Below are 14,096 nucleotides of genomic sequence, written 5' to 3'. Positions count from 1 at the left end.
GGGGTCCGGGCACAGCGGCCTCCGGACCCCGCCCGCGGGGATCAGGACTGCTGCAGCTCGGGGTAGAGCGGCTTGGACTCGGCGAGCTTCGCGGTGCGGGCCCTGAGCGACTCGACGTCGGCCCCGCCGGTCAGCGCCAGCGCGATCACGTCGGCGACCTCGGTGAACTCCGCCGCGCCGAAGCCGCGGGTGGCGAGCGCCGGGGTGCCGATGCGCAGGCCCGAGGTGACCCGCGGCGGGCGCGGGTCGTTGGGGACCGCGTTGCGGTTCACGGTGATGCCGGCCTCGTGCAGGCGGTCCTCCGCCTGCTGGCCGTTCAGCTCGGAGTCGACGAGGTCCACGAGCACCAGGTGCACGTCGGTGCCGCCGGAGATGACCTTGACGCCTGCCGCCTTGGCGTCCTCCTGCTGGAGGCGGTCGGCGAGGATCTGCGCGCCCTCGAGGGTGCGGGCCTGGCGGTCCTTGAAGTCCTCCGAGGCGGCGATCTTCAATGCCACGGCCTTCGCGGCGACGACGTGCATGAGCGGGCCGCCCTGCTGGCCGGGGAACACGGCCGAGTCGATCTTCTTCGCCCACTTCTCCTTGCACAGGATCATGCCGGAGCGGGGGCCGCCGATGGTCTTGTGGATGGTGGTGGAGACGACGTCGGCGTAGGGGACGGGGCTGGGGTGCAGGCCCGCGGCGACGAGGCCCGCGAAGTGCGCCATGTCGACCCACAGCGCGGCGCCGACCTCGTCGGCGATCTCGCGGAAGCGGGGGAAGTCGAGCTGGCGGGTGTAGGCGGACCAGCCGGCGACGATGACCTTGGGCTGCTCGGCGATCGCGAGCTCGCGCACCTTGTCCATGTCGATCAGGCCCGTGCCCGGCTCGGTCTCGTACGCGACGATGTCGTAGAGTCGGCCGGAGAAGTTGATCTTCATACCGTGGGTGAGGTGGCCGCCGTGGGCGAGGGAAAGGCCCATGAGCTTGTCGCCCGGGCGGGCGAGGGCGTGCATCACCGCGGCGTTCGCGGTCGCGCCCGAGTGCGGCTGGACGTTCGCGTGCTCGGCTCCGAACAGGGCCTTCGCGCGGTCGATCGCGATCTGCTCCGCGACGTCGACCTCCTCGCAGCCTCCGTAGTAGCGCTTGCCGGGGTAGCCCTCGGCGTACTTGTTGGTCAGGACCGAGCCCTGTACCTGCAGGACCGAGCGGGGGACGAAGTTCTCCGACGCGATCATCTCGAGCGTGCCCTGCTGTCGGGCCAGCTCGCGGTCGAGCACCTGGGCGATCTCGGGATCGATGTCGGCGACAGACTTGTCGAGGACGTTCACGTGGCCTCCTGTGGCGGTGTGAGGGGCGGCGAGCAGCCGTCCCGACATTCTAGGCCGGGGACGGCTGTGGAGGGCGTCGCATCCAGGGATCGGCAACCGCCCGTCACGGGACGGGTGCCGGGACATGTCCTCCCAGGTCAGAGGGCGAGGCCGAGGCGCACCGGTTCCGGTTCGAGACGGATCCCGTAGCGGTCCTCCACGCGCGACTGGACGTCGTGGGCGAGGGCGACGAGGTCCTCGCTGGAGGCGCCGCCGCGGTTGGTCAGCGCGAGGGAGTGCTTGGTGGAGACGGAGGCCCGCTCCCCCACCGCATGGCCGCGCTCGATCCCGGAGTGGCTGATGAGCCAGGCGGCGCTGGTCTTGACCCTGCCCCCGCCCGCGTCGTAGCGCGGCGCCTGCTCGGGCAGGGCCGCGGCGTCCGCCGCGGAGAGGATCGGGTTGGTGAAGAAGGAGCCGGCGCTCCAGGTGTCGTGATCGGCGGCGTCCAGGACCATGCCCTTGCTGCCGCGCACGCGCAGCACCGCCTCGCGCACCTGGCTCATCGGCACCCGGCCCCCCACCTCGACGCCGAGCTCCGCGGCGAGCTGGGCGTAGCGGATCGGGGCGGAGAGGGAGCCGAGGGTGTGCTGGAAGGTCACCGACAGCACCACGTAGCGGCCGGTCGCCGAGGGGACGGGTCCGCTGTACCGGGTGCGCTTGAAGACGCTGTCGCGATAGGCGAAGCCGCAGTCGGCGGCGAAGAAGGTGCGCACGGCACCCTTCTCGCGGTCCCAGGTGCGCACGCGGGAGATCGTCGAGGCGACCTCCTGGCCGTAGGCGCCGACGTTCTGGATCGGGGTCGCGCCGACGGTGCCGGGGATGCCGGAGAGCGCCTCGATGCCGACCATCTCGCGGGCGATCGCGTAGCGCACGGCCCGGTCCCAGTTCACTCCCGCGAAGTACTCGACGATCGCCCCGCCGCAGGTGGGGTCCAGCGGGGTGAGCTCGGCCGGGTCCACGGGGATCCCGTCGGGCTCGCCGGAGGCGCCGACCTCGCAGGTCGCATCCAGCAGCGGCGGGTCCTCGGGATCGCGCAGCAGCACCACGGTGCCCTCGAAGGGCTCGTCGGAGGCGACGAGGTTCGAGCCGCCGCCGAGGACGAGCAGCGGCTCCCCCGCCTCGTCCGCGGCGGTGACCGCGGCGATCACCTCGTCGGCCGTGCGGGCCTCGACGAGGTTCCGGATCTCCCCGCCGATGCGGAGGGTGGTCAGGTCGGCGAGCCTCATGCCGCTCCTGCCGCGTCGGCCTCGGCGTCCTGCGTGCGGGGCGGCAGCGCGAGGGTCGCGCGGGCCCGCCCCAGCACCTTCTCTCCCTCGACGACGGCGGCGAGGTCGACGCGTGCGGTGCCCGCGGACTCGTCGATCGCGCCGACGGTCGCGACGACCTCGAGCGCGACCTCGCCGGTGGCGGGCACGGGCACCATGCCGGTGAAGCGGGTGGAGTAGGCGGTGACCAGGGTCGGGTCGCCGACGGCCTCGAGCAGGCCGGTGATGGCCGTGCCCATGGTGAGCATGCCGTGGGCGATGACACCGGGCAGCCCGGCCTGCTCGGCGACGGCGTCGTTGTAGTGGATCGGGTTGAAGTCGCCGGAGGCGCCGGCGTAGCGGACCAGCGCGTCGCGGTCGAGGGTGTGGACGGTGCGGGAGAGCTCGTCGCCGACGGACAGGGCGGCGAGGTCGAGCGGGCGGGCGTCGGGGGTGGGGCTGGTGGTCATCGGTGCTCCTGGTGTGGCATCTGCGGCGGGGCCGCGAGGGGCGAGGGAGACGGCGCCGGGGCGCCGCGGGGCGAGGCGGCGGGCTCAGTCCCCGCGCACGACGAGCATGCTGCGCACGGCGGCGACCTCGGCGCCGTCCTCGTCGGCGAGGTCGACGCGGGTGGTGACCATGGCGTGCCCTCCGGCGGCGCGGACCGACTCGACGGTGAGGGTCGGCACGAGGCGGTCGCCGGCGACGACGGGACGGTGCAGGGTGAAGGACTCCTCGCCGTGGACCACGCGGGAGAAGTCGATGCCGGCGGCGGGGTCCTCGACGTACTGCGCCTCGGTGGCCTGGGCGAGGGAGACGAGGAACGTGGGCGGCGCCACGACGTCGGCGTGCCCGGCGGCGCGGGCGGCCTCGGGATCGGTGTGCAGCGGGGAGGGGGCGCCGGTGGCACGGGCGAACTCGATGATCTTCGCGGCCGAGACGGTGTGCACGGGGCCCGCCGGGTAGGTGCGGCCGGCGAAGGCGGGATCGGGGCTGGTGGTCACTGTGTCTCCCGAGGTCGGGTCGGCGCGGGGGCCGACGGATGCGGTCCCCCCGATCATCTCACCGCCCCCGCTCCCCTGCGGTGCGGCCCGCGCGAGGCACGGGGGCCGGACATGACGAAGGCCACCCGGCAGCGCCGGGTGGCCTTCGTGGATGCTGCGGCGGGACCGCTCAGCGGGTCTCGCGGTGCGCCGTCTGCTTGCCGCAGGTCGGGCAGAACTTCGAGAGCTCCAGCCGATCCGGGGTGTTGCGACGGTTCTTCTTGGTGATGTAGTTGCGCGCCTTGCAGTCGACACACGCCATGGTGATCTTGGGACGCACGTCAGAGCTCTTGCTCGCCACGGTTCGCCTCTTTCGTCCGGGTGACGCACCCGGCGGTGCGCCTCGTGGGTCCCCGTGCTCGGGGGATGTGGAATCTGCACTCCGGTGGGGACCGGTGTGGTACCGAGGGCGGGGATCGAACCCGCGACCTCACGATTATGAGTCGTGCGCTCTAACCGTCTGAGCTACCCCGGCGTGACCGATGAAACGGCCCGATCTCGAATGAGACCGGGCCGCCGCATCCATCAGAGCCCTGAAAGGGAATCGAACCCTTGACCTTCTCCTTACCATGGAGACGCTCTGCCGACTGAGCTATCAGGGCAACCCGCTGAACCTTACCCGCCTCATTGCCCGGAGGCAATTCGAGGGGCGGTCCCCGTGCTTCGGATCACAGGGATCCTCCGCGTGGCAGATGAGGGATTCGAACCCCCGTAGGCAATGCCAGCTGATTTACAGTCAGCTCCCTTTGGCCGCTCGGGTAATCTGCCGCGGCCCTCTCCCGCCACCCGCCGGACTCTCGTCCCGCGGCCGCCGGAAGCGGACTCGGAACAGCATAGCGGGGTCCCGGCCGCGGCGCGAACCCAGAAGGGGTCCTCGGAGCATGAGAGGCGTCACAGCGGTCCCGCCGCTGGTCGCAGCCCCTCCGCGGCGGCCCCTCGGAGACCGGGGAGCGCTCCAGGACCCGGCATGGGACGATCACTGGACAGACCCGCCCGTTCGACGTGGTGGCGGCCCGCGCGGGCCGCCCGGAGGAGGACCCGATGGCCGATTCATCGTTCGACATCGTCAGCAAGCTCGACCGCCAGGAGGTCGACAACGCTGTGAACCAGGCCGTGAAGGAGGTCGGCCAGCGCTACGACTTCCGGAACACCGGCGCCTCGATCACCCTCGGCGGCGACGAGATCGTGATGACCGCCAACGCCGAGGAGCGCGTGCTCGCGGTGCTGGACGTGCTGCAGTCCAAGCTGATCCGCCGCGGCATCTCGCTCAAGGCGCTCGACGTGGGCGAGCCCAAGCAGTCCGGCAAGGAGGTGCGCCTGGCGGCCTCGCTCAAGGAGGGCATCTCCACCGAGGATGCGAAGAAGATCTCGAAGATCGTCCGGGACGAGGGCCCCAAGAGCATCAAGGCACGGATCGAGGGCGACGAGCTGCGCGTCTCCTCCAAGAGCCGCGACGACCTGCAGTCCGTGATCTCGCTGCTGAAGGGCAAGGACCTCGAGGTCGCCCTCCAGTTCGTGAACTACCGCTGAGGTCGACTGCCGCTGACGTTCGGCCCCTGGGCGAGGCGACGATGCCCGTGGACATGGCGCGCGCCCTCGAGGGAGTGGACGGAGTGATCCTCGCCCACGGCTCGCACGGCGCGCCGGGTGAGGCGGAGGCCGTGGATTACGGGATCGTCCGCGTTCTCGTCGAGTGCCTCCTCGCCTCCGGGCACCCGGTGCGGGTGACCCTCATGTCGGCGCTCGGAGTGACGGTGCACGATTCGCGGCACGACCGCGTCACGGGCCTGGCCACGTGGACGCATCGCGCGGAGCACCTGCTGCGCGTCAGCGGTCTGCCGTGCACGATCGTGCGCCCGGGCTGGTTCGACGACGAGGCGCAGGACGAGCACCGGCTGGTCGCCCGCCAGGGCGATGGCCGGCGCGGCGGCTCCCCGGCCGACGGGGCGATCTCCCGCGAGCAGCTCGCCCGGGTGCTGCTCGCGGCGCACACCACGGCCGACGCGACCGGGCTGACCCTCGAGGTGGTCGCCGAGCTCGGTCCGGAGCAGTCGCAGCTGGACTCGCTCTTCGCAGGGCTCCGCGCCGACGTCCCCGGGGAGGTGGACGGAGCCCTCGACCCGGACACGCTGCCGCTCGGCGCCGAGCCGGACCGGGTGCTCGAGGATCTGCGTCGCGTCGCGGCCGCGGCGGACTCGCACGAGGCCGGCGCGGTCACGGCCTGAGTCGCGGGCCCGGAGTCGGCGTCGCGACCGCCGAGCAGCGAACACCGCGCACCGCGCACCGAGACCGAGGACCGAGGACCGAGGACCGAGGAGCAGGGTCCCGATCGGCGCGGGGTCCCGGGCATCACGAAGGCCCCGCCCCCACCACACCGGGGGGACGGGGCCTTCGTGACGAAGAACCGCTCAGCTCACTGCTGGTTCGAGGTGGTGTCCTGCTCCTCGGCGTGCTGCGTCAGCTCATCACCCTTGGTCGAGAACGCCTCGACCAGGTTGTTCACCGGACCGTTCACGAACGCATTCCACTCCTCGACATACGCGTCGTAGTCCGGACCGACCCACTCCACCGACGTCACCAGACGAGTCACCTCGTCGACCTTCTCGACGACCTGCTCACCCGCCTTGATAACCTCCTGAGCGACCTCGCGCCCCTCCTCCGGATTCATACCCTTGAAAGCCATCACAAACCCCTTTCGCCCCGATCCCGGAGCAGATCACTGCTGAAGAAAGAAAAACCTAGAAGCCGAGAGAACCCAGCAGATCAGGAAGACGCCTCACGCTGCTGCTGAGCGTTCTTCCTCGCACGCTCCGCGAACTCGCCCAGCTGCGTCACGACATCCTGGACCAGACCGCCCAGAGTCCCCTCGAACTCCGACACGTACCTGTCACGGTCCTCACCGGTCCAGTCGAAATCCGTCACACGACCCTGCACCGTCGTGTAGATGGTGTTGACATCCTCGCCGGACGTCTCCGCCGTGGTGCCCATCTGCTCCACAGCCTCCGGGTTCATACCCTTCTTCATGGTGTCCTCCACATCGTCGAAAGAATCAGATCCCCACCCACCGAACCGGACCTCCGCGACCCCCAAGGCCACGTCCTCGATCCCTGTCCCCCAGGTGATGACACCACCCTAGAACCACCCACCACACCTTGGCGATGGGGACAACTCCCCAGGCAGAGGTCCCCGTGCACCGCTCCCCACGCGACGCCTCGTGGCGCCTCGCCGGGCCGCCGCCTCGCCGCCGCCTCGCGAGGACCTCGACAGGGTCGGCCGGACGACCTCGCCCCGGACGGCTGGAGGGCGCCGGCCACGATGGCCGGCGCCCTCCGGGGACGATGCGATGTCGGTGTCAGTCCAGGGTCAGCTGCAGGGAGTCCTGGATGGCACGGACGGTCTCGATCTCCTCGTCGGCGCTCTCCGCCCCGCAGCTGCCCACGATCTCGAGCACATCGGCGGCCACGCCCCCGCGGTCGATCACGGCATAGCGCGCGGCCTGCACCACGGTCGGGCGGCCGGGCTGGGTGTAGCCGTACTCGCTCGCGATCCAGGTGGTGCCCTCGATCTCGATCTTCCCGGTGCCGAGCTCCTCCAGCTCGGGCAGGGAGGCCTTGCGCTGCTCGAGGCCGGCGCGCGCCGCCTCGAGGGTGAACTCCGGTCCGAAGCGCTGCACGGTCACGACCACGTTCGCGCGGAAGCGCCCGTCGACGCGGGGCTGGGCGACGGCGAGCTGCACTCCCGGAACCGTGAGCGGCTCCCAGTCCTCCGGCACCTCGACCCGGACCCGAGGGGGCGCAGGGAAGTCAGCGCTCGGATACTCGATGCTCTTCACGGTGCTGTGCTCCATTCGTCCCCCAGGCACGGTCGGCGACAAAGATACCAGGCAGGGGCGAGGCCCGAGCGGTGCTCCGCCCGGGCCTCTCCCCACCCCTGTCGCCGTCCGTGACGGCGCGGTCCCGCACCGCCTCAGCTGGAGGTGGCCTCCTGCTCGGCGGCGTTGCGGTCGGCGGTGTCGCCGAGCTCGTTGACCGCGTTCATGATCTGCTGCAGCGCGGGGACCATCTCCCCGGACCACTGGCCGCGGAAGCGATCCGCGTCGGGGCCGGTCCAGTCCACGTCCTCCAGGCCCCGGGTGAGCTCCTGCTCGATCCGCGTGATCTCCTCGGCCGCATCGCGCAGCTGGCCGGACATCCGCTTGACCTCGTCGACGTTCATACCCTTCGTGGCGTTCACGATGCGGGTTCCCCTTCCTGTTCACCGGCTCCTGCGCCCCCTGCGGTGCACCGGGCCTCGTGCGTGCTCGACAGCCCTCACTGTAGGGCGATCCGCCGGAGGCGACCATGGGGAGGAGTCCCCATGGGGACGGAGCACCCCTCCGGACGCGTCGCGGGGGCCTCCGGGGCGGGCTCGACACCCCTCCCCGTCGGCCCCCGAGAGCGGCCCTCAACCCGACGTGATCTGCGCGACCTGCAGCTTCATCGCCCGACCGCTGTAGACGAGGAAGCCGCGGCCGGCCGGGAAGTCGGCCCGACGGATCCTCCCCAGTCCGGTGCCGAGCAGCGAGTCGCCGTCCATGTCGCTGGGCTGGAGCAGCAGCCCGCGCCGTCCGGCCTTGAACGGCTGGGCGAGGACGTAGGCCTGGGACCACGAGGCGGACTCGTTCTCGCCCACCACGAACTGGCCCTCGCGGGTGCAGGCGCGGATGAGCTTGTCGAGGTCGTTCTCCACGCCGGTGCCGGTGAAGTCGGCGACCCCGTCGATGAACAGGGCCAGGCGCCCCTCCCCCACCGAGCCGGACTCGATCGTCTGGCGGAGCTGGCCGGCGAGCTCGCGCACGGTGTCCGGGTCGGAGGCCTCCACGTCCCAGACGGGCAGCCCGGTCAGCGGGGTGCGGCGCGAGGAGAAGCGGACCAGGCGCATGGGGTTCTCCATCGCCTTGAGGCCGGTGGCGATGGTGAGCATCGCGGTGGTGCGACCCGATCCCATGGGGCCGGTGACCATGAAGGCGCCGCGCGGCTCGTAGGTGATCTCGGCGAGGGTCTCGTCGGCCAGGCCGAGGACGGGCCGGCCGCCGACGACGGCGCGGAGCGTCGAGAGCTCGACCCGCTCGGGCAGGCGCTCGATGGTGGGCGCCTCGGGCACGCCGGCGCGCCGCATCGCCTGGGCGAGCTTGGCGACCTCGCGGGACTGGATCGCGACGTTCGAGTCGCCGCCGTGCACCGCGATCTGCACCTCGTGGCCGTCGAGGATGGAGCGTCCCGGGGGCGAGGTGCCGTCCAGGACGTCCTTGGGCTCGCCGAAGGCCGAGTAGTCGTCGGCACTGGCCATGCGGTGGATGAGGCGGCGCTGGATCGAGGAGCCGAGCGAGGTCGGGATCGCGTTGGGACGGTCGCCGGTGACGATGACGTGCACGCCCACCTGGCGGCCGTCGGTCGCGATCTGCACGAAGGTGGTGAACCACTTCGAGAGGTTCGAGTAGTCGTAGGCCTCGCGGAAGGCGGCCATGCCGTCGACCAGCAGCAGCACACGCGGGGTGTCGGACTTCCCGGTCAGGTCCCGGTACTCGGTCACGGACCCGGCGCGATGCTTCGCGAACTCGCGGGCGCGGTCGTCGATCAGCTCCCGCAGGGTGCGCAGCAGGCGGATCACGCGCTCCTCGTCGTCGCCCGCGATGATCGAGCCGACGTGCGGGAGGTCCTCGAGCATGGTCAGGCCCGAGGCGCCGAAGTCGAGCCCATACACGTGGACGGGGCCGCCGCGCACCGTCGAGGCGGCGGAGATCGCGATGGTGCGCAGCGTGGTCGACTTGCCGGAGCCGCCGGTGCCGTAGATCGCCATGTTGCCGTCGCGATCGGGATAGTAGGAGACCGTCGGCTGGGACTGCTCCTCGGGCACGTCCATCACCCCCAGCAGCAGCTCCTCGTCGGTGCGACGCGTGGGCAGGCGCGAGAGGTCGTAGGCGTCGGCCAGCTCGGACAGCCACGGCTTGCGGGGCGCGGGCACGCCGGCGCGCTCGGCGGCGGCCTTCACCGTCGCGACGACGCGGGAGATGTCGTTGGGGCCGGGGTCCTTGACCTCCTTGGTCGGCGGGGAGGGGATGTCCCACTGCTCGCCGGTGCCGAAGTCCTTCTCGACGATGTCGATGCGTGCCCGCTCGGGCTCGTGGGTGGTCCACCCTCCCGCGTAGCCGGTCTGGAAGGTCGCGATGCGACCGGGGCCGGTCTTCGCCGCGGCGCGGCCCGGGATGCCGGGGTCGAAGTGGGCGGCCATCTTGTCGCCGAGGATGTCCTTGGAGTCGGCCTCGTCGGCCATGCGCAGCGCGATGCGGAGGTTCGTGTTGGCGCGCAGGTTGTCCTTGATGACGCCGGCGGGCCGCTGCGTCGCGAGGATCAGGTGCAGGCCCAGGGAGCGGCCTCGTGCGGCGACGTCCACGACGCCGTCGACGAACTCGGGGATCTCCTTCGCCAGCGCCGCGAACTCGTCGACGATGATGATCAGGCTGGGCGGGGCCTCTGGGTCGCCGGTCCGCTCGAGGGAGACGAGGTCCTTGGCCTTCTTCCGGTTCAGCAGGTGCTCGCGATGGTGCAGCTCCGCCCGCAGCGAGGTGAGCGCGCGTCGCACCAGGTGCTGGGAGAGGTCGGTGACCAGACCCACGGTGTGCGGCAGGTCGACGGCGTCGGCGAAGGCGGCGCCGCCCTTGTAGTCCACGAACAGGAAGGTGACCCGGTCGGGGCTGTGCGCGGTGGCCATGCCCATCACCCAGGCCTGCAGGAACTCGGACTTGCCGGCGCCGGTGGTGCCGCCGACGAGGGCGTGGGGGCCGTTGGTGCGCAGGTCGAGGTGGAAGGCGTCCTGGCCGTTGTGGCCGATGAGCCCGCGGAGGTTCGCGTCGTGCTTGCGGCGCTGGGGCTCGGAGCCGTCGCGCGGGGTGAGGGAGTTGTTCTCCTTCCACCGCTCGATGATGTGGTCGGGGTCCTCGGCCATCGCCATGCCGCCGAGCTTGAGATAGGAGATCGCCCGGGGGAGGTCGGAGTCGTCGTCGACGGGGACGCCCGCGTCGACGACGGGCGCGAGGTGGCGGGCCACGCCGGCCGCGACGTCGACGGAGACGGTCTCGACGGTGACGGGGTAGAACCGCTCCCCCACCCGCACGTGCCCGGCGCTCGCGCCCTCGATCGACTCGTCCACGGAGACGTAGGTGCGGCAGGCCGCGGGCAGCGCGGCGATGTTCGCGGCGCACCAGATCACGTGCACGCCGACGTCGGGGCCGCGCTCGGCGATGCGCACCAGGCGCGCCCGGTCCACGGGGGCGTCGTCCTCGATGATCACCACCAGGCTCGGGGTGATCGGCTCCGGCGGGACCTGCGCCTCCTCGGTGACGTCGACGGTCATCGGGGTGCGCAGGGCGGGCGGCGCATCGCCGGCGCGCTGCTCGATCAGCTCCTCGATCCGCGAGAGGAGGGAGGTGCCGCGACCGGGGGTGTCGGCGAGGTGGTCGCCGGGCAGCGGGGAGTGCGGGCTGGAGGTGTGCGGCAGCCACTTCAGCCACTGCCACATGTCGCGGCTGGAGCGGGAGGTGATCGCGGCCAGCGCGATCTCCGCCGGGGAGTGGAGCGCGAAGAGCTGGGTGACGATGCCGCGGGCGACCCCGTCGGCCTCCTCGCCGCCGCCGGCGACGCCGAGGTTGCCCGCGTACCTCAGCTCCGCGACCACCGGCACGCCGGCGATCATCTTGTACTCCTCGTGCATGTCGTCGAGCATGTCGTAGTACTTCGGGATGGCATCGTTCTCGCCGGGCATGTCGATGCCCACCCGGGACTCCGCGATACCCAGCCCCAGGCGCACGGTGCCGAAGGCGTTGTGCTCGGGGCGATGCGTCCACAGCAGGCGCCCGAGGCGGAAGGCGGCGTCGACGGTGTCCGCGGCCGAGGGCGCCTCGACAAGGCGCACCGCCCGCTCGAGGTCCTGGGCTGCGGTGACGCGGCGCTTGAGGGAGGCGAGTCCCTCCTCGAAGTTCGCGATCTGCCGCTCGAGCATCTTCTTCTGCTGGAACTTGCGGTTGAGATACCCGGCGGTCGCCATCATCGGCATCATGAACACGAACATGAGCGAGAAGGGGCTGCGGGTCAGCGAGAACATGAAGGCGCCCATGAGGAGCGGGGCGAACATCATGAAGATCGGGAAGAACTGGGGGTTCGGCTCCTTCGGCGGCGTCGGCGCCTTCAGCGGCCGGTAGGGGAAGCGCGGCACCACGCGCGGGGAACGGTTGAACTCGACCACCGGGGAGCTGGGGGCGGTGCCGCCGAGGCGGTGCAGGAGGATCACCGAGAAGGTGGTCCCGCCGATCAGCACCGTGTCCGAGGGGCCGATCACGGCGCGCTGGACCTGCTCGCCGCCGATCACCACGCCGTTGGAGGAGTGCAGGTCGACGATCTCGATGGTGTCTCCGACGTTGATGCGGGCGTGGCGCTTGGAGAGCATCGGGTCGGCGATGCGGATGTCGAGATCGCCCTCGCGCCCGATCACGCTGGACCCCGAGGGCAGCGGGTACTCGCGTCCCGACTCGGGGCCGGAGAGGACGCGCATCAGCGCGACCGCGGCGCCGCGGGACTCGGAGCGGGTGGCGTACTCGCTCGAGGAGCGGGCGATGGAGACGATGCTGCCGGAGCGCAGACCGGCCTGGATCAGGTCGATCGAGCGGTCCAGGGAGCGCACGCCGTTCGCGCCGGGTCCGGCACCGGGGTCCTGGACCTGGAGGGTCAGTCCGTCGGGCGGCTCGACCTCGCTGCGCAGCGGGTCGGCGAGGTACAGGGCGTTCGCGACGTCAGCGACGGTCGCGGTCGCGTCCGCGGTCACCTCCAGATCGGTCAGCCGGTCCTCGGGCCTGCGCAGCGTGAGCTTGATGCGCATCTGGTCTCCTCCCCTGGCGGGCCCCTCGCCCGCCGTCCTGATCCCCGTGTCGGGGATCGGCTCCGTCCGTCCGGCTCGTTCCCCGGCGGGACGGCCTACTCGTCGTCCTCGTCCTGGGACTGGTCCAGCAGCGGCAGGTCCTCGCTCGTCACCAGCCGTGAGAAGACGGCGTGCTCGACGAGACGGGCTCGTCGGTTGGAGGCGAGCTTGCCGGGCCCGCCGCGCAGCCCTCGCACGCCGAGCCGGTCGAGCTTGTCGCAGACGTTGTCGAGCTTGCGGTTGAACTTCGTCAGCTGCCAGCCCAGGCGCTCGGAGGCCTGCGCCGAGGTGGGCACGGAGCTCATGCCGGAGCCCTCGCGGGTGAGCATCGGCTCGGCGAGCGCGAGGATCAGCAGCTTCTGGCTCGGGGTCAGCTGGACGGAGCCGACGGTGGTCTCCCCCGCCGGGTCGTCGGGGCCGGCGATCCGCGCGAACTCCGGGGACTCCGCGTGCACGGACAGGTCGTAGGTGGTGGGGCCGGCGGTGAAGACCACCTTGGTCACGTCGAAGACGAGCGGGATGCGCGCGCCGGGCGCGAGCCAGGCCTGCATCGAGCCGGTGCCGTCGGTGAGCGTGGCCGAGAGCCGCGCCCCGATGTTCACCAGCCACCACATCGACTCGACCTGGACGATCGTGAGGAAGCGTCGGTGGAGGAAGGGGTTGCCCTCGTCGATCGTGAGATCCGCCTCGCGACCGATCGTGAGCTCCTCCCCGTCCTCGACGCGGTACCACTCGCCGCAGAACTCGACCGAGATCGTCGATGCCATGGTCACTGCTCTCCTGTGTGTCGGGTCCGGTGGGCGCGCGCCGCGGCAGCGCCCCTCTCGCCGTGCGAGGCGCTGTCCCCGTCGGCGGTCGTCGGGGGCATGGATATCGGATTCGTCGGGGCCGTGATCGTCGAGGCATCACCCATTGAGACACTTCTCCTCCGCCTCGCTGGACTGCCCGTTGGGGTTGACGGTCCTGACCGTCAGGCACCGCTCGGCCAGCTGGGGCGGGATCTCGATCACGACCGAGTTGCGGCCGTGGACCTCGTGCTGCACGGCGTAGCGGTCGTAGTTCGCGGGCAGGTCCTGCCACTGCACGATGAAGTGGTCCTCCTGGGAGAAGTTCTCGGGCAGCTCCCATGCGACCTGCACCCGCCCGGTCCGCCCGCCCTCCTGCTCGGGGGCGACGACCTGCAGCTCGACGCTGCGGGGCGCGCCCGGAGGATCCTCCGGATCGACGGGCTCGTTGATCTCCGAGGTCGCGATCGGGTCGGGCTCCTCCACGAAGAAGTGGCGCACGCCGAGGGTCGCCCCGACGCCGAGCAGGATCACGAGCACCGCGGCGAGGGTGACGAACGGCCAGGCGGGGGTGCGGGGCTTCTCGGGCTCCGGCTCCCGGTGCTCGGAGGCCAGCGGCGCACGCCCGACGGATCCGGCGGGCGCCCCGGCGGGGCGCAGCATCGTGGACTCCGAGGCGTCGGCGGCCGACGGGGCCGAGGCGCCCGACCAGCTCGCGGGACCCGC

Annotated in this window: 13 protein-coding genes, 3 tRNA genes and 1 pseudogene; 2 read left to right on the top strand and 15 right to left on the bottom strand. The window is 71.5% G+C overall.

Annotation, left to right across the window (positions count from 1 at the left end; genetic code table 11):
• Nucleotides 1-41: 41 nt before the first annotated feature.
• The 8 genes from glyA to HMPREF3159_RS04315 form a co-directional block, all read right to left on the bottom strand.
• Nucleotides 42-1,310 carry a serine hydroxymethyltransferase gene (gene glyA, locus HMPREF3159_RS04350; RefSeq protein WP_070499839.1) on the bottom strand — a complete coding sequence of 423 codons (1,269 nt, stop codon included), beginning with the start codon at nt 1,308-1,310 and terminating at the stop codon, nt 42-44.
• Between the two features lie 137 nt (nt 1,311-1,447).
• On the bottom strand, nt 1,448-2,575 hold the full coding sequence (locus tag HMPREF3159_RS04345) for a UDP-N-acetylmuramate dehydrogenase (RefSeq protein ID WP_070499838.1): 1,128 nt from the start codon (nt 2,573-2,575) through the stop codon (nt 1,448-1,450).
• Complete coding sequence (locus HMPREF3159_RS04340; RefSeq protein WP_070499837.1) at nt 2,572-3,063, bottom strand: MaoC/PaaZ C-terminal domain-containing protein; 492 nt, start codon at nt 3,061-3,063, stop codon at nt 2,572-2,574. Before HMPREF3159_RS04340 ends, HMPREF3159_RS04345 begins: the two co-directional genes overlap by 4 nt.
• An 84-nt stretch (nt 3,064-3,147) precedes the next feature.
• On the bottom strand, nt 3,148-3,597 hold the full coding sequence (locus tag HMPREF3159_RS04335) for a MaoC family dehydratase (protein ID WP_053917989.1): 450 nt from the start codon (nt 3,595-3,597) through the stop codon (nt 3,148-3,150).
• A 169-nt stretch (nt 3,598-3,766) separates the two neighbouring features.
• Nucleotides 3,767-3,937: a 50S ribosomal protein L33 gene (gene rpmG / locus HMPREF3159_RS04330; RefSeq protein ID WP_029360274.1), complete on the bottom strand. Its 171-nt coding sequence runs from the start codon at nt 3,935-3,937 to the stop codon at nt 3,767-3,769.
• Between the two features lie 97 nt (nt 3,938-4,034).
• Nucleotides 4,035-4,111 (bottom strand) — tRNA-Met (locus HMPREF3159_RS04325).
• A gap of 54 nt (nt 4,112-4,165) precedes the next feature.
• A tRNA-Thr gene (locus HMPREF3159_RS04320) sits at nt 4,166-4,238 on the bottom strand.
• Nucleotides 4,239-4,322: 84 nt separating this feature from the next.
• Nucleotides 4,323-4,404 (bottom strand) — tRNA-Tyr (locus HMPREF3159_RS04315).
• 273 nt (nt 4,405-4,677) lie between these two features.
• Between HMPREF3159_RS04315 and HMPREF3159_RS04310 the strand changes: the two genes are divergently transcribed.
• Both HMPREF3159_RS04310 and HMPREF3159_RS04305 read left to right on the top strand, forming a co-directional pair.
• Entirely contained in the window at nt 4,678-5,166 is a 489-nt protein-coding gene (locus tag HMPREF3159_RS04310) for a YajQ family cyclic di-GMP-binding protein (RefSeq protein WP_070499836.1), read from the top strand.
• Nucleotides 5,167-5,207: 41 nt separating this feature from the next.
• A complete protein-coding gene (locus HMPREF3159_RS04305; protein WP_256374509.1) occupies nt 5,208-5,861 on the top strand; it encodes an NAD(P)H-binding protein in 654 nt (217 codons plus the stop codon).
• Between the two features lie 188 nt (nt 5,862-6,049).
• On the opposite strand, the gene HMPREF3159_RS04300 is transcribed toward HMPREF3159_RS04305, so the two are convergent.
• The 7 genes and pseudogenes from HMPREF3159_RS04300 to HMPREF3159_RS04270 all read right to left on the bottom strand — a co-directional run.
• Nucleotides 6,050-6,319 carry a WXG100 family type VII secretion target gene (locus HMPREF3159_RS04300; protein WP_141748066.1) on the bottom strand — a complete coding sequence of 90 codons (270 nt, stop codon included), beginning with the start codon at nt 6,317-6,319 and terminating at the stop codon, nt 6,050-6,052.
• Between the two features lie 80 nt (nt 6,320-6,399).
• On the bottom strand, nt 6,400-6,732 hold the full coding sequence (locus tag HMPREF3159_RS04295) for a WXG100 family type VII secretion target (RefSeq protein ID WP_070499834.1): 333 nt from the start codon (nt 6,730-6,732) through the stop codon (nt 6,400-6,402).
• Nucleotides 6,733-6,988: 256 nt separating this feature from the next.
• Nucleotides 6,989-7,468, bottom strand: a complete 480-nt coding sequence (locus HMPREF3159_RS04290) for a hypothetical protein (RefSeq protein WP_246821468.1) — start codon at nt 7,466-7,468, stop codon at nt 6,989-6,991.
• A gap of 134 nt (nt 7,469-7,602) precedes the next feature.
• The gene (locus HMPREF3159_RS04285; protein WP_141748065.1) at nt 7,603-7,869 is read right to left on the bottom strand and encodes a WXG100 family type VII secretion target; all 267 of its coding nucleotides are present in this window, start codon (nt 7,867-7,869) and stop codon (nt 7,603-7,605) included.
• A 210-nt stretch (nt 7,870-8,079) separates the two neighbouring features.
• Nucleotides 8,080-12,546 (bottom strand): FtsK/SpoIIIE domain-containing protein, encoded by a 4,467-nt coding sequence (locus HMPREF3159_RS04280; RefSeq protein ID WP_070499832.1) that lies wholly within the window; start codon nt 12,544-12,546, stop codon nt 8,080-8,082.
• A 95-nt stretch (nt 12,547-12,641) separates the two neighbouring features.
• Nucleotides 12,642-13,352 (bottom strand): FHA domain-containing protein, encoded by a 711-nt coding sequence (locus HMPREF3159_RS04275; protein WP_070499831.1) that lies wholly within the window; start codon nt 13,350-13,352, stop codon nt 12,642-12,644.
• 138 nt (nt 13,353-13,490) lie between these two features.
• Nucleotides 13,491-14,096, bottom strand: a pseudogene (locus tag HMPREF3159_RS04270) (serine/threonine protein kinase); the annotation flags it as partial.

Origin of the sequence: Brachybacterium sp. HMSC06H03, from assembly GCF_001807385.1 — a bacterium.
GTDB classification, from domain to species: domain Bacteria; phylum Actinomycetota; class Actinomycetes; order Actinomycetales; family Dermabacteraceae; genus Brachybacterium; species Brachybacterium conglomeratum.
This window is presented reverse-complemented; position numbering and strand designations above follow the sequence as displayed.